Source organism: Acidobacteriota bacterium (assembly GCA_040752915.1).
Lineage (GTDB): Bacteria > Acidobacteriota > UBA4820 > UBA4820 > DSQY01 > JBFLVU01.
On the sequence record JBFMHB010000067.1, the window covers coordinates 1 to 15,900 of the forward strand.

Annotated in this window: 10 protein-coding genes; 6 read left to right on the top strand and 4 right to left on the bottom strand. The window is 67.2% G+C overall.

What is annotated here, in order from left to right:
* The 5 genes from AB1824_11115 to AB1824_11135 all read left to right on the top strand — a co-directional run.
* A partial coding sequence (locus AB1824_11115; protein MEW5765513.1) for a hypothetical protein occupies window positions 1–299 on the top strand: 299 nt, incomplete at its 5' end.
* Window positions 300–457: 158 nt separating this feature from the next.
* Window positions 458–1,555, top strand: a complete 1,098-nt coding sequence (locus tag AB1824_11120; protein ID MEW5765514.1) for an efflux RND transporter periplasmic adaptor subunit — start codon at window positions 458–460, stop codon at window positions 1,553–1,555.
* A gap of 77 nt (window positions 1,556–1,632) precedes the next feature.
* Window positions 1,633–5,208, top strand: a complete 3,576-nt coding sequence (locus AB1824_11125; GenBank protein MEW5765515.1) for an efflux RND transporter permease subunit — start codon at window positions 1,633–1,635, stop codon at window positions 5,206–5,208.
* Window positions 5,205–8,330, top strand: coding sequence for an efflux RND transporter permease subunit (locus AB1824_11130; GenBank protein ID MEW5765516.1), 3,126 nt, complete (start codon window positions 5,205–5,207; stop codon window positions 8,328–8,330). Before AB1824_11125 ends, AB1824_11130 begins: the two co-directional genes overlap by 4 nt.
* A gap of 98 nt (window positions 8,331–8,428) precedes the next feature.
* Window positions 8,429–10,174: an EAL domain-containing protein gene (locus AB1824_11135; protein ID MEW5765517.1), complete on the top strand. Its 1,746-nt coding sequence runs from the start codon at window positions 8,429–8,431 to the stop codon at window positions 10,172–10,174.
* A gap of 153 nt (window positions 10,175–10,327) precedes the next feature.
* On the opposite strand, the gene AB1824_11140 is transcribed toward AB1824_11135, so the two are convergent.
* The 3 genes from AB1824_11140 to AB1824_11150 form a co-directional block, all read right to left on the bottom strand.
* On the bottom strand, window positions 10,328–12,376 hold the full coding sequence (locus AB1824_11140) for a hypothetical protein (protein MEW5765518.1): 2,049 nt from the start codon (window positions 12,374–12,376) through the stop codon (window positions 10,328–10,330).
* A 166-nt stretch (window positions 12,377–12,542) separates the two neighbouring features.
* Window positions 12,543–13,256, bottom strand: a complete 714-nt coding sequence (gene nth, locus AB1824_11145; GenBank protein ID MEW5765519.1) for an endonuclease III — start codon at window positions 13,254–13,256, stop codon at window positions 12,543–12,545.
* Window positions 13,257–13,361: 105 nt separating this feature from the next.
* Window positions 13,362–13,757 carry a hypothetical protein gene (locus tag AB1824_11150; GenBank protein ID MEW5765520.1) on the bottom strand — a complete coding sequence of 132 codons (396 nt, stop codon included), beginning with the start codon at window positions 13,755–13,757 and terminating at the stop codon, window positions 13,362–13,364.
* A gap of 131 nt (window positions 13,758–13,888) precedes the next feature.
* On the opposite strand from AB1824_11150, the gene AB1824_11155 reads away from it, so the two are divergent.
* Window positions 13,889–15,472, top strand: coding sequence for a hypothetical protein (locus AB1824_11155; protein ID MEW5765521.1), 1,584 nt, complete (start codon window positions 13,889–13,891; stop codon window positions 15,470–15,472).
* A gap of 141 nt (window positions 15,473–15,613) precedes the next feature.
* On the opposite strand, the gene AB1824_11160 is transcribed toward AB1824_11155, so the two are convergent.
* Window positions 15,614–15,900, bottom strand: a 287-nt coding sequence (locus AB1824_11160) for a citrate/2-methylcitrate synthase (GenBank protein MEW5765522.1), incomplete at its 5' end; no start/stop codon positions are given.

Below are 15,900 nucleotides of genomic sequence, written 5' to 3' on the forward strand. Positions count from 1 at the left end.
AGCCCCTCTGCATGGACTGGACCTTCTACTGCTACGAGTGCGGCACCATGGCCTCCATGAAGACCTGCCCGCACGAGAGCAAGGCCGTCATCGACGACGAGGGCAACTACAAGGGCGGCGCCCGCCTCCTCCTCTCCGGGACCCTCCTTCGCAAGCTCATGAGCGAGGGCAAGCCCGTGCCCAAGGAGTTCTCCAAGCCCGAGGTCATCGCCGTCCTGAAGGAGTACTACGACCACCTCGAAGAGAAGGTGGAAGTCAAGCTCCACGGGGCCGCCACGGGTGACGTCAAGAAGAAGTAGCCACCGGGTGGCGTCTGGACACCGCTTGGAGGCCGGGGCCTGGCGCCCCGGCCTCCGTTTTTCCGCGCCCCGAAGGTCCCCGACTCCGACCCTGCCGGCCAACAGGGGAACTTTTTGGCCCCGGCTTGCGTAGGGAGGGGTGTAAGGGGAGAGACACCATGCCGTCCTTGAAAGCTCTGATCGCCCTCCTCGCCGCCGCCGCCCTTTCCCTGACCCTCGCCTGCAGCCCGGACAAACCGGTCCAGGCCAGGGACAAGGAAACCGAGAAGGACAAGGCGGAGGCCGTCCCCGTGGAAGTGACCCATCCCTTCCTCACCTCCATGGAATCCACCCTCAACCTGACGGCAACGGTCTTCTCCGAAAACCAGGTTCCCGTGTATTCCGAGACCACGGGTATCGTGGAGGCTCCGCCCCTGGAGGAAGGCACGCAGGTGCGCCGCGGGCAGGTCCTCGCTCGCCTGAAGCGGCAGGAGCTGGACCTGTCCTTCCAGATGGCCCAGAGCACCCTCGACAAGGCCCAGGCCGACTTCTCCCGCTCGGAGGAGCTGTACCGCGGACGACTCATCAGCCAGGACACCTACGACCAGGTGCGCTACGCCCTGGACCAGGCCCGCATCGCCAGGGACCAGGCCCGCGTGAACCTGGAGAAGGCCACCATTTCCGCGCCCATCGACGGCGTCGTCGCCCAGCGACTCGTCCGGATGGGGGATCTGGTCAAGCCCCAGCAGCAGCTCTTCACCCTCGTGGACATGGCCACCGTGAAGGCCAACCTGTTCGTCCCGGAAAAGAACGTGGCCTCCGTCCGGCCGGGCGCGGACGTGCGGGTGCGATCCGATGCCTTCCCCGACCGGCCCTTCGCCGGCTCCGTGGAGCGCGTGGCCCCCGTGGCCGATCCCGCCACGGGCACCTTCAAGGTTACCGTGGCCCTCGAAAACCCCTCGTTGCTCCTCCGCCCCGGCATGTTCCTTTCGGCCAACGTGGTTCTTGACACCCACCGGAACGCCCTGGTCGTGCCGAAGAAGTGCCTGGTTTACGAGGGGGAAAGCCCGATGGTCTTCCTGGTCCGACAGGACAAGGCCCACAAGACCGCGGTCACGCCGGGCCTTTCCGACCCCATGAACGTGGAGATCCTCAAGGGCCTGGGGCCCGGGGACCGGGTCGTCACCATCGGGCAGAGCGGTCTCAAGGAGGGCAGCCCGGTCAAGGTCCTGCCTTCCGCCGGAGGCGGCAACGCCTCCCTGGCCCTCGGCTTCTGAGATTCGTCCGGCGCCGCAGGTCGGAGCCTTCCACAACCCGTTCTTCGGCACGCCCCCAGGAGGGAAGGGTGAACCCCATGCAGGATGAGACTACCCAAAAGGCCACCGGCACGCTGTACCGGCTGGCCGTGGATCGGCCCGTAACGGTCACCATGATCCTGATCGGGGTGGTGGTCTTCGGGCTCGTATCCCTGAGCCGGATCCCCCTCTCCCTGATGCCCGAGTTGAACTATCCGACCATCACGGTCCGCACGACCTACGAGGGCGCCGCGCCGGAGGAGGTGGAGAACAACGTCTCCATCCCGCTCGAGGAGGCCCTGGGGGTCGTAACCCACCTCAAGCGCATTCAGTCCGTATCCAAGACCGACGCCTCGGACATCCTTCTCGAATTCGACTGGAACACGGACATGAACCTGGCCACCCAGGAGGTCTCGGAGAAGCTGGAAAGGGTCTTCCTCCCAGACGAGGCCGAAAAGCCCTTGATCCTGAGGTACGACCCCACCCAGGATCCGGTCATGCGGATTTCCCTCTACGGACCCGTCAACCTGATGGACCTGCGGACTTACGCGGACCAGGATTTCAAGCGGGAACTGGAGAAAACCCCCGGCGTGGCGGCCGTCAAGGTCCGCGGGGGCCTGGAGGAGGAGGTCCGGGTCTTTCTGGACGAACAGAAACTGAGCCTCGCCAACCTGAACATCGAAGCCCTGAACCGGGCGCTGGCGGAACAGAACATCAACCTGGCCGGTGGAAAACTCAAGGAGGGATCCACCGAGTACATCGTCCGGACCGTCAACGAGTTCCGGAGTTTGAGGGAGATCGAGGACGCCGTCGTGAGCCAGCGCGAGGGGGTCCCCCTCCGCATCCGCGACCTCGGCCGCGTGGAGCGTTCCTTCAGGGACCGGGACATGGTGACCCGGGTGAACGACCAGGAGAGCGTGGAACTGGAGGTTTTCAAGGAGGCCGACGCGAACATCGTGGGCTTGAGCCAGGCCCTGCGCCAGAGGCTCTTCGGCCCCTCGGGCCGTCCCCGCCCCCCCGAAGCGGTGAAGAAAGAACCGGCGGGCCCCGGTCCCGGTCGAGGAGGGACCCCGCCCCTCGCCGACGGCCTCCCCAAGGACGTTGCCCTGAAGATCGTCTCGGACCAGGCCTCCTTCATCAGCCTGGCCATCGGCAACCTCAAGAGCGCCGCCGTGGGCGGCGGCCTGCTCGCTATCGTCGTCCTCTATTTCTTTCTCAAGCGCTTCCCCCCCACCCTCATGGTGGGTCTTTCGATCCCCTTCTCCGTCATCGCCACCTTCGCCGCCATGTATCTTTCGGGGGTCACGCTCAACATCATGTCCCTGGGCGGGCTGGCCCTCGGCGTGGGGATGCTCGTGGACAACGCCATCGTCGTGCTCGAGTCCATCTCCCGCTGCCGGGAGGAGGGCGATCCGCCCCGGGAAGCCGCCCTGCGCGGCGTCAGGGAGGTGGGGATGGCGGTGGCCGCCTCCACCCTCACGACGGTGGCGGTTTTCTTCCCCATCGTGTTCGTGGAAGGCATCGCCGGCCAGGTCTTCAAGGACCTCTCCCTTACGGTGGTTTACTCCCTTTTGGCCTCCCTGGCCCTCTCCCTGTTCTTCATTCCCATGCTCGCCGCGCGGGAGTGGTCGAGCCGATCCGCGACCGGCGGCTCCCTCGCCGTGGAGATCTTCGTTCCCCGCCACTGGGCCCAGGCCCGGGCACACCTGGCACAGGCCCCCGGAACCCTGGCCCGAATGGGGCGCCTCCTGTCCTTTCCGGCCTTCCTGGCCCTGGGTCAACCCCTGTGGCCCGAATCGGGACGACCCGCCCTGCCGCCGGGCGCCGAGGCTTCCTCCCCCCTCCGACGGAGCCTCTCGAGGCTTCTCCTCGCGGCGCGGTGGCCCCTCTGGGCCGGGTTCCGCCTCCTGATGGCCCTCATGGCCATGGCCGCAGGCGTCTCGGGATACGCCTTGCGGCTGGCGATCGCGGCGGGAGAGCTGGCCTTCCTGTGGGCCGCGGGCGCCGGGGGCTTTCTGGCCGGGCGCCTCCTGGCCCGGCCCCTGCGGGCCTTCGACGGGGCCTACGACCGGCTCATGGTCCTGTACAGAAAGATCGTCCAGGGAGCCGTCGGGCGTCCCGCGAGGGTCCTCGCCTCGGTGGGCGTCGCCCTCCTTTTCATGGTGGCGGGGTTTTTCGCATTGGACGCCGAACTCATCCCCCAGATCCACAACCGCACCCTGGTGGTGGAGGCGACCCTGCCCGTGGGCACCCCCCTCGAAGTGACCGACGCCACCGTCCGCCGGCTGGCCAAGGACATCATGGCTCTCCCCGAGGTGACCGAGGTGGCCATCCAATCGGGCGTCGCCAAGGATGATCTGACGACAACCGAAGGCGGCGAGTATTCCTCCACCCTGACCGTCGTGCTCACGCCCAAGGGGCGGATGCGGGCCGTGGAGAGCAGGGCGCTGGAGGCCATCCGGGGGCTCCTGGCTTCGGTGCCCGACCTCAAGGCCCAGGTCCGCTACCCGTCCCTTTTTTCCACGAGAACCCCCATCGAGGTGGAGATCTACGCCAACGACCTGGAGCGGCTCAAGGCGCTCAGCCGCGAAGCCATGGGCGAACTCGCCGGCGTTCCCGGGCTCACCGACGTCCAGAACTCCCTCTCGAGGGGCAATCCGGAGGTGCAGATCGCCTACGACCGCCAGCGCCTGGCGCAGTACGGGCTGGACATCGCCTCCGTGGCCTCTCTGGTCCGGACCAAGGTCCTCGGACAGGTGCAGAGCCGCTTCGATCGCGGGCGGGAAAAAGTGGACATCCGCGTCCAGGTCCGCCCCGAAGACCGCGCCAATCTCGCCCAGCTCGCCGACCTCGTCGTCAACCCGGGCGCCGCCGCGGCCGTGCCCCTCGCGGCCGTGGCCGAGATCCGGACGGGCGTGGGTCCCTCGGAAATCCGCCGGGTGAACCAGCAGCGCGTGGCCGTCCTTTCCGGGAACCTCAAAGGGCTGGGGCTGAGGGGCGTCGCGAAGCGGATCGAGGACGCCATGGCCCGCCTCCCGCTGACGCCGGAGGAAGGGTACCGGATCGCGGGCCAGAAGGAGGAGATGGACGCCTCCAGCCGCTCCCTCGTTCTGGCCCTCTTTCTCTCCGTTTTCCTCGTGTACCTCGTCATGGCGAGCCAGTTCGAATCCCTCCTCCATCCCCTCCTCATCATGGCCACCATTCCCCTGGCCTTCGCCGGGGTCGTCGCGGTCCTGGTCCTCTTTTCCATCCCCTTCTCCATCCTCGTCTTCATCGGCGTCATCATGCTCGCGGGCATCGTCGTGAACAACGCCATCGTCTGGGTGGACTACACCAACCAGCTGCGGGAGCGGAACATGGGGCTCGAGGAGGCGGTGGAGCAATCGGGGGTCATCCGGATGCGGCCCATCCTCATGACCACCCTCACGACCCTCTTCGGCCTCCTTCCCCTGGCCCTGGGCATCGGCGCCGGCGCCGAACTCCAGCAACCCATGGCGGTGACCGTCATGGCGGGCCTTTCGGTTTCCACGCTCCTCACCCTCGTGGTCATCCCGACCCTCTACGTCCTGGCGGAGCGACGCCGGGCCTCCGGGGCGCCGCCGGCTCCCTTGCCGGGCGGGGAGGGCAAGCCGTGAGAACCTCCTCCCTACCGGCCTTCAGCCTTCGAAGACCGGTCACCACCCTCATGGTTTTCTTCTCCTTCCTCCTCCTCGGGGGGGTGGCCGCGTCCAGGATCCCCCTCCAGCTCCTTCCCGACGGCTTCAACCCGCCCTTCATGTGGATCTGGATCCCCTACGCCAACTCCTCGCCCACGGAGGTGGAGGACAAGATCACGCGGCCCGTGGAGGAGTCCCTCAGGACCCTGAAAAACCTCGGCGGCATCTGGAGCACCAGCCGGAGCGACGCCGCGGTCGTCCGCATGCGCTTCGACTCCAACACCGACATGGGCCTCGCCTACGCCGAGGCCCGCGACCGGGTGGAGCGCGTCAAACCAACCCTCCCGGAGGACGTCCGCGAGGTCTACCTCCAGAGGGCCAACCCCAACGACGAGGCGGTGTACATCCTGGGGGTCCAGTTCGACGGGTACGTGGAGGACCCCTACTACCTCCTCAAGAACGGCCTGGGGCAGAAGATCCTCCGGCTTCCGGGCATCGCCAAGGTGGACGTGGGCGGCGCCGACGAGAAGGTGATCCAGGTGGAGCTGGACATGGACCGCGTCAAGGCCCACCAGGTGAACCTCTACGAACTCACGCGCCGGCTGAGGAGCGATAACTTCACCCTCGCCTCGGGGCACGTGGACGAGGGGAACCGGCGGTACCTCGTCCGGTCCGTGGCCCGCTACCCCACCATCGAGTCCATCGCCGGCCTACCGGTCCGCGGGGACGGGCTCAAGGTCTCCGACATCGCCAAGGTGACCTACGGGGTCCCGGAAATCACCCGGCACTTCCGCATCGACGGCAAACCCTCCTACGTGCTGGAGATCTTCAAGGAATCGGCTTCGAACACCGTGGAGGTCTGCCGGCGGATCGACGAGGAGGTGGACCGGCTCTCCCTCCAGTATCCCGGCGTGCGGCTCATCAAATTCGACGACGACGCCAAGTACATCACCGAGTCGCTCGGCCTCCTTCTCAACAACGGCGTGGTGGGAGGCCTTCTGGCCGCCTTCCTCCTCTTCTACTTCCTCCGGCGGGTGAGGATCACCCTCCTCATCACGCTGGCCATCCCATTGGCCCTTCTCATCACGATCGTGGTGATGTACTTCGCGGGGCAGTCCCTGAACATCATCTCCATGATGGGCCTCATGCTCTCGGTGGGCATGCTCGTGGACAACTCCGTCGTGGTGGTGGAGAACATGACCCGGGTCATGACCGAGGAGGGGCGAACGGCCCGGGAGGCCGCCGTGAGAGGGGCGGGCGAGGTGAGCCTCGCCATCCTCATGTCCACCCTCACGACCATGGTGGTCTTCCTGCCGTCCGTCCTCCTCACCCAGGACGGGATGATGCGGTTCTTCATGGGCCAGCTCGCCATTCCCATCTGCATTTCGCTGGCGGCATCGCTCCTGGTTTCCCTGCTCTTCATCCCTCTCTGGTCCTCCATCGTTCTCAAGGACGCCCGGGAGCCGGGGGCGCTCCTCAAGGCGTGCGACCGGGTGTACGAGCGGACGCTGGGGTGGGCCAACCGCCGCTACGTGGACCTCCTCGCCCTGACCCTCCACCACCGATCCGCCGCCCTGACCCTTCTGGCCCTCGTCGTGGTGGTCACGGTGGCCGTGCCCTTCCAGAGGGTGCACATGACGGAGGAGGACAACGGGAGCGGCCGCAACATCTGGGTGGGGTTCAACTTTCCAGGGGCCTTCACCCTGGAAGACTCGGACGCCTTCATGCGGAAGGTGGAAGCGAAGGTCGAGAGCCTGAGGGACAAGTACGACATCAAGCACTACCGGATCTGGGCGAGCAAGACCCGCGGGAACATCCGCGTCCTTCTCAAGGACATGAGCGAGAGCGACCTCGAGGTCCCCTGGGTGGCCGAGCACCTGGTGAAGGAACTGCCCACCCAGCCGGGCGTCACCCAATTCACCAACTGGTCCCAGAGCCTCTCCTCGGGAGAGGCGGACATGCGGATCTACCTACTGGCGGACGACACGGGACAGCTTCTGGACACCTCCCCCGAGGTGGTCCGCCGCCTCAAGCTCATACCGGACGTCGTGGCCGTGGACACGGACCTGGAGGAGGGCAACGACGAGGTGCGGCTCCAACTGGACCGGGAAGCTCTCCAGCAGTACGACGTCTCTCCGGAGGTCCTTTCGAGCCTCGTGGCCTACGCCGTGCGCGGGTACCCCCTGCCCAAGTACCGCTACGAGGGCAAGGACGTGGAGGTGCGCATCCAGGTGCAGAAGTCCGACCGCGAGAACCTGGACCAGATCCGGGACCTGGCCGTCCCCACCCGCGGGGGCGGGACCGTCCCCCTCGCCTCCGTGGCGACCTTCCAGGTCCGGAGGGCGCTCCAGGAAATCAGCCGGTTCAACGGGAGGACGGCCCTGGGCCTCAAGATCAGCACGACTCTGAAAGACAAGAAGGAGCTGGAGAAGCGCGTCATGGGGGTAGTGAATTCCATGCAGCTCCCCCAGGGGATGACCGTTTCCACCTCCAATCTCCTCGGGAGGGGGGGCAACGCCGGCCAGGACTTCGCGGCGGGGCTCGCCCTTTCGATCTGTTTCGTCTTCCTTCTCATGGGGGTCCTCTTCGAGTCCTTCATGCTCCCCTTCGTGGTCATCACCTCCATCCCCCTGGCCTTCGCCGGCTCCTGGTGGCTTCTGTACGCCATGGGCTCGGAGCTCAACATCATGGCGGTCATCGGCACCATCCTGCTGGCCGGGGTGGTGGTCAACAACGCCATCGTTCTCGTGGACCGGGTAAACCAGCTTCGCAAGGAAGGCTCGGACCGCGAGGAGGCCCTTCTCGAGGCCGCCCGGCAACGCTTCCGGCCCATCCTGATGACGGCCCTCACGACCATTCTCGGCCTTCTCCCCATGGCCTTCGGGAAGGCGGCCTTCGTCGGGATCCCTTACTCCCCCATGGGGCTGACCTTCGTCGGGGGCCTCACGGCGGGCACCTTCCTGACCCTCCTGGTGGTCCCGCTCTTCTACCAGATTTTCGACGGATGGCGCGAGTCCCTCTCGGTCCGCTTCACCCGGGTGGCCCGCACGTGGGGGCCGGCCCGGTGGGCCAGGGCCAGGAGCGCGGAGGAAGGCCCGTAACGGACGCCTCGGCCCTCCCTTGACGCACGGACGACCGCCCCCTATCCTGTGTCCAACGGCCGCGGAAACGGAAACAGAGGGAGAGGGGGTGCGGGGAAGTGTCCTCCAAGAAGTCCCACAAGGAGTCCCGCCAGGCGGCCCGCGGCCAAACCGGCGCGGTGACCCATCGCGAGGAGATCCTGCGCGCCGCGGACCTGCTGGAGGAGTGCCTTCTCCTCCTGGACGAGGCCGGCAATGTCCTGCACGCCAATGCGGCGGCGGCCCGGTGCCTGGGCCTTTCCCTTGAGGAACTCCTGAAGGCGAACATGGCCCGGCTCGCCGACTCGGCCCCCCCCGAGGAGGCGCTCCACCTGGTCCGCGGGCTCCTCGCCGCGGGGGAGGAGTTCTCCGGCGAGTCCGTTCATACCAAGCCCGACGGCGAGACCGTCCACCTCACCCTCTCCCTGACGCGGATGAACCCCCCCGGCTCGCCCGGCGTCGCCTTCGCCCTGGTGGCGCGAGACGTGACCGACTCCCGCCGCGCGGAGGAGCAGATCCTCCACGACGCCTTCCACGACGCCCTCACGGGGCTTCCCAACCGCGCCCTCTTCATGGACCGGACCGGGCAGTCCCTGGCCCGGTCGAGGCGGTCCGAGGAGGCCCGTTTCGCCCTTCTCCTCATGGACCTGGACCGCTTCAAGGTCGTGAACGACAGCCTCGGCCACCAGGCGGGGGACCGGATCCTGCAGGGGATCGCCCAGCGGTTGAAAGCGTGCCTGCGGCCCGCGGATACGGTGAGCCGGCTGGGAGGGGACGAGTTCGCGCTCCTCATCGAGGACGTACGGGAGGGCCGCGACGCCCTGCTCTTCGCCGAGCGCCTCCACAAGGCCCTTCTGGAGCCCTTCGCGCTGGAGGGCCAGGAGGTTTTCACGGCGGCCAGCATCGGCGTGGCGCTCGGAACTCCCGCCTACGAGAACGCGGAGGAGCTCCTCCGCGACGCCGACACGGCCCTCAACCGAGCCAAGGCCCAGGGCAAGTCCCGCTCCGTTCTCTTCGACCCCACCATGCACCAAAGCGCCGTGGCCCTCTTCCAGATGGAGACGGACCTCAGACGGGCCGTGGAGAGCGGCCAGTTCCACGTCTATTACCAGCCCATCGTCTCCCTGAAGACAGGCCGGACCGCAGGCTTCGAAGCCCTCGTCCGCTGGCAGCACCCCCGGCGGGGGCTCGTCTGGCCCGCCGAGTTCATCGGCCTGGCCGAGGAGACGGGCCTCATCATCCCCATCGGCCTCTTCGTGCTCAAGGAGGCGATCAAGCAGCTCCGGTCCTGGCAGAGCCGCCACCCTCGGACCCCGCCCCTCCTGATGAGCGTGAACCTCTCGGGGATCCAGTTCCTGAGGCCAGAGCTCACCACCCAGCTCGACCTCACCCTCCGGGAGTACGGGGTCGAGGGGGCCACGGTGAAGCTGGAGCTCACGGAGAGCGTCATCATGGAGCACGCCGAGTATGCTAGGGACATGATGGCCCAGATGAAGGCCCAGAACGTCAAGCTCTGCGTGGACGACTTCGGGACCGGATACTCGTCCATGAGCTACCTGAGGCGCTACCCCATCGACACCGTGAAGATCGACAAGTCCTTCATCTCCAAGATGGACACCGACCCCGAGAGCCTGGAGATCGTGCGCACCGTCGTCACCATGGCCCACAACCTCGGCAAGGAAGTCATCGCCGAGGGGGTGGAGACCCGTGAGCAGCTCGCCAAGATCAAGGCCCTCAAGGTGGAGTACGCCCAGGGGTTCTTCTTCTCCAAGGCCGTGGACCGCGAGTCCGCCGAATCCCTCGTCACCTGGCGCTGGTTCTGGTGAGGGACAGGTGGAACGGAAACGTTCCAGGACCTCTCCCTTCCTGCTTCGTGCGTCTCTATCCTTCGATCGGGCGACCGTGCACCGCTCGGATCTCCGCTCCCCTTTTCTTGGGGGGGGGGGGAGCGGGCTTCCGACGGGCCGGAAGGACCCCCTTCAGTGGCCGCAGGCGACGCCCGTGTCCTTGTCGCTCGCGAGACAAAGGCCGCTGGCGCCGTAGGCACCGGGGCCCGACCGCTCCAGGGCCCCGCTGTTCTTTCCCCACGAGCCTTCGACCCAGGGCTCTCCGGGCCCGCCGTCGGGGACCATGACCCACCAGATGAACCGCGTCGGATCGGTGGAGGGGTCGAAGGGAATCGGAAGGACCACGGTCCCCGTCGTGCCCAGATTGCAGTAGGACGTCGGAAGGCCGGGAACGTAGATCCCCCCGTAGGACGCGGGCAGGCCTGAGCCGTACCCCGCAACGAGGTGGTTCCCGGGCGGGTTGCACGTCGCCTGGTCCCACTGGATCTGGATGCTGGAACCGGACGGGTCCAGCTTCGCGCATTGCATCGCGGCGCCAGGCCCCGTTCCGTCGGGAACGCCAGGGAGTCCCAGCACCTGGACGGAGGTCGATGCCGCGCTGGCGTCGGGCTGTCCCAGCGAGTCGGCGGAGACGGCCTCGAAGACGTGGATCCCCGGGGCCAGGGAGGCATTGAAGTAGAAGGCTTCGGAGGGCCCGTCGAAATACCCGTCGATGGGGAGCGCCGCCTGCCAGGACCCTCCGTTCACCCGCCACGAGACTCCGGCCACGTCCAGGATATTCACGTCGCACCCGTATCCGTACACGCTCTGGCTGGTCCGGGCGACGACGAATCCTGACCCGGTGAGCAGGAGGTGGCCTGAACGGGTGGGATTGGGCGTGTAGGCCGTGAAGGAGGTGTCCGGTGCGATGTCCACGGGGTCGGGGATGCCGTCCGAATCCGCGTCCCCCCAGCCGATCTGTCCGGCCGTGTACGCGCACATCCCCGTCTGGCGGCTCGCCTCGTTCATGATGCAATTCTGGTTGATGAGGCACGATCGGTTGCAGTTCTGGTTGGCGTAATTGACGTACCCGCTCACCTGGGAGCAGGTGCACCCCGAACTCGCGTATTCGTCCAGGGCATGAAAGATGTGGCACGTTTCGTGACGGGTCACCTCGTTCATTCTTGATATATTCCACCCGTCGTTGTCGTAGGTCATGATGACGTAGGGCCCCGAGAGCCAGGCGTAGGCGAAACGGGAATCGGCGAAGAGGCCGTCCGAGTCGTTGTAGCTGTCCGCCACGAAGACCGTGAACGCCCAATCGGTCCCGTCGCTCAGGCGGGTGTCCCCGTTGAACTCGTATCCCATGTCCCACTTGCTCAAGAGGGGCGAGTATCCCAGGTTTCCGAGGATCTCCCGGACCCACAGTCCTTCTCCCGCCCCCGGATCGTTATTCGGGTCGGCGCTCCGGCTGATGGGTTCGTAGGCCGTCTGGGCCGCCGCATTGGTCCGCCCGTAGTACGGGTGGTACGAGAAGGTGGGTTGTAGGGAGGACGCCAGGCCCCTGGCGGCGAAGTACCCGGCCAGGTCGTTCATGCCCTCGACGATTTCCCCCACGACGGTGTTCTCCCGGCCCGAGTCCCAGTTCTCGGTCGAAGCGTCCAGGCTCCCGTTGCTTTCGGGCAGGATGATGTTGACCGAGATTCCGCCCAGCAGGTATTCGGAGGTCGTGCGCTTCAGGGCCGTGGCACCGCAGGCGGCGAGGGGAGCCCGCCCGGGAGGCTCGGGGGGAGCCAAGGCGTCGCGGTCCAGCGGGAGGCCTGGGGGAAGATCACCCGCGGGTGGGGCCTCCGACCGGGTCAGCGAGAGGTACGCCGCCAGCAGGGCCCGACCGGCGTCGGTGGCCTGCAGGCGTTCGAGCGCTTCCGGGCCCGGTTCCCCTTCGTGGAAAACCGCGCCGGGGGGGAGGGCCAGCCGGATCCGTCCGAGATCCTCTTCCGGAAAGGCGACGAGGCCGCCCGCCGGAGGAAAGGCGTGCCGTACGATGAGGCCCGCCCTCGCCATGTCCCTTTTCCATTCCAGGAAATCCACGGCTTCGGAAGCTTCCATCAGCACAAACGACTCCCGAGCCCGGGCTTCCACGGCGAAGACCAGACCCCAGAACACGCAGATCGACACGAGAATCCCTCGATGCTTTCGCACGGCGTCCCTCCCGACCCCTGCGCCCCCTCGGAGGTCCATTTGGTTGAAACGTAAGGCATGGCCTCGCGAAGAGCAATCCCAGACAGGAGACCGAATCCGGATGCGCTCCGGCGGCGGCCACCGAAAAAGGAGCCAGATCGTTCGCACCGGATGAACTGCCGAGTGCCTAACTCGGGCCAGCGGGACCTGGACTTGAGTCTTTCCGGCCCCGACGGGCCCCGGGCCCGGAGGCCGACTTCTTTCCGGGAAACGGGCACTTCGGAGCCAGCGGGCACTCGCCGCACCGAGGACCCACTGGGCGGCAGACCTCCTGGCCGAAGGAGACGAGGAGCGCGTTGACGGACATCCACCAGCGGCGGGGAAGCGTCCTTCTCAGGACCTGCTCGGTCTCGTCCGGATGGCGGGTGGCGACGAAGCCCCACCAGTTGAGGATGCGGTGGACGTGGGTGTCCACGCAGATGCCCCTCTTGCCGAACCCCTCCGTCAGAACCAGGTTGGCCGTCTTCCTCCCCACGCCCGGCAGGGAAAGGAGCGAGTCCAGGTCGTCCGGAACCCGGCCGCCGTGGCGCTCGATGAGCCGGCGGGCCACGGCCTGGAGCGTCCGGGCCTTGGTCCTGTAAAAGCCCACCGGTCGGATGGCGGCCTCCAGCGCTTCCAGGGGAAGCCCCGCCAGGGCCTCGGCCGTGGGAGCCAGCGGCCACAGGCGTTCGAAGGCCTTCTCCGTCGTGGCGTCCCTGGTCCGCAGGGAGAGAAGGGTGCCGACGAGGATGGCGAAGGGGTCGGGCCGGGTCTCCCGGATTCGGCCCACGACGGGCTCGACGCGGCCCTCTTTCCAGCCGCGGACGGTTTCGAGAAATGCGGAGAGTGCTTTCGCCGACATGGCCCTCGAGGGCCTGGGCCAGCTGGGTTCCTTTCTCATTCCACCGCCCGCCTGGAATCCCATGATTCGACTCTCCCCGGCCCGCCGCCCGGGCCGCACGGCCCGCTACACGCCTCCGGAGGGCCGGTCCTCGTCGAAGGGCTGGGACTCCGACGTCCGGACCCAGACCGTCTCCCGGCTGCTCCGAGTGAGCATCACCGCCCAGTCGCCCCTCCAGTCCCTCACCACGGAGCCGAAGAGGGGCCGCCGCGATCCCTCCTCGAATTTCTCCAGGAAGACGTGGCCGAAGTGCGCTTCCCCATGGCGGAGGACCCACGCCGGATGACGCAGGCCCGGTTCGAGACGGAGGTCCCGCACCCGGAGCGGCACGAACCCCTCCCCCCGAAGGACCTCCTCGAAGGCCGACGTGAGGTCCCGGTCCCCCAGGCGCAGGTCGTGGCGGGTGCGCTGGTGGCGCCCCGAAGCCAGCTCCATGAGGGTTTCCAGAACGTCCTCGTCCACGGGGCCTCCGTTCGGGGCGAGTATAACGCGGACGGCCCGACGGGCCTTCCCCTCCGGGATCCCCCTCGACCGCCGCGAGGACCTATACTCTCTCCGTGCGAAGCGCCATTCAGATAAAGAGGAGTGCGGTCATGCGGACCTTTCGGACCCTCGCCACCCTCGCTCTAGCCGCGGCGGCCCTGCCCGTCCTGGCCCAGGGACTCCAGGGAACGTGGCTTCTCGTGAAGGACAGCGACGGGACGCGCCCCAAGACGGGCGCCACCGTGACTCTGGCCCTCCTCCCGGGAGGCGCCTTCGCCTTGAGCGCCGTCCAGCCGGGGGAAACCCTGGAGGACGCCGGGACCTACGAGGTTTCTGGGAACCGGATCACCCTGGCCTTCACCGAACTCGACCTGGGGTGCGAAGCCGCCCCCTTCACCCTGTCGGGCGACACCCTCGTGCTGCCCTTCAAAGTTTTCGGAGAAGGCGCGGGCACCTCCACGTGGCAGAGGAGCCGTGCCGCACTGGAATCGGCGCGGGGGGCTTCGGGAGCCTCCGGCGCCTCCGCCGGCGGAACCGGGGTACGGGGCTCCGAACGCGCGGGGGCGGGAACGGGGGCATCGGGCTCCTCCGGGACGGGTTCCGGGGCGCGCTCGGGACCGGGTTCTGGATCCACCTCGTCCGCTTCTTCGGCATCGGGTAGCGCGTCTGGGGGAAGCGCGGCGGGCGGCGCGGGCTCCGGCACCGCCTCGGGGCGGGGCAGCGCCGGTTCGAACCGCGGGCAGGGCGCCGGGACAAGCCGAAGCCAGGCCCCCTTCGACGCCTACGTGGGGATGTGGACCGGCCACGGTTCGAGCTACGAGGTGCGCTTTCGAGAGAAGGGCAAGATGACCGTGGCCGTCCTCCACGACACGGTCTTCGCCTTCGTCGTCCAGCCCGACGGGGAGGTGGTGGGGCACGGCACCGTCGTCTACGACGTGGACCCCAACCTCTGCGGGGTGGCGGCCCTGGCCCAGCAGGTCAACCAGGCCATCGACATGATGAACTACGTCATGGAGTTCTGGAACTACGGCGAACTGGCGGGGAAGGCCTACAAGGCCTTCGCCGAAAGCGTGGCCCAGCAGGCGGGGTCCACGGCGGCCATGGGCGCCGGGCAGATCCTGAAGGAGGCCGCCAAGGCCGGCTTCAAGGTCAAATACGACGACGTGGCCAAGTGGTGGAAGAGCCCCCTGGAGAAGATCGGAGAAGAGATCCGGGATCAGATGCGTCAGGGAAAGGCCAAGGACCCCGACAAGGGGTGTCAGGATCAGGGAAAGTCGGTGGGCGGCTTCGAACCGGGCTTCCTGCCCGGAATCATGAACGTACCCGGAGTCACAAAGGTCCAGTACGAATACAAGGGGCTCGCCAAGGGGCCCGAGGTCCGCTCCTTCGCCATCAAGGGCCGCGCCGAGCTGACGGGTTCGGGTATTCGATTGCGCCTCCAGCAGGACGGGGGCGTTCAGGGCGGCGACCCCCAGCTCTGGGTGCAGTACACCGTCAACTACGTCACGGAGAAGAAGCCCTTCCCCTGCTGGAGCCCCTTTCTCGACGGGCCCGGCACCGTCTACGTGGACCGCCACACGGGGGCCGCCAAGGCCTCCTTCCGGGAAACGGGTGAACACCGCAACGGGGTCACCCCCTGGCAGGAGTACATCTACGTCTGGGAAGCCGAGAAGATGGCCGACGACGCCCCCTAGCCGCCCCGGCTCGGCCTGCTCCCCTACTCACCTACTCCCCTACTCACCTACTCACTTACTCACCTACTCGCTTACTCGACAAAAAGGGCGGGGCCGAAGCCCCGCCCATCGTGCCTCTGTGCAAGAGGTCCTTTGTTTCGATTACTTCGCCGCCTGCGCCTTGAACCAGGCGGTGGGCATGGACTTGGGACGCTCGATGGGCTCTCCCCACGCGCGGGAGACCACGAGCTGGGAGGCCATGCCCATGGTGCGGCTGACGGAGAACAGCACGGTGTAGTAGCTGAATTCCTTCATGCCGAAATGGTAGAGGAGGCACCCGGAGGCGGCGTCCACGTTCGGCCAGGGATCCTTGATCTTCTGGACCTGCTTGAGGACCTCGGGCACGACCTTGAAGACGCGGGCGACGGTCTGGTAGGTCTTGTCCTCGG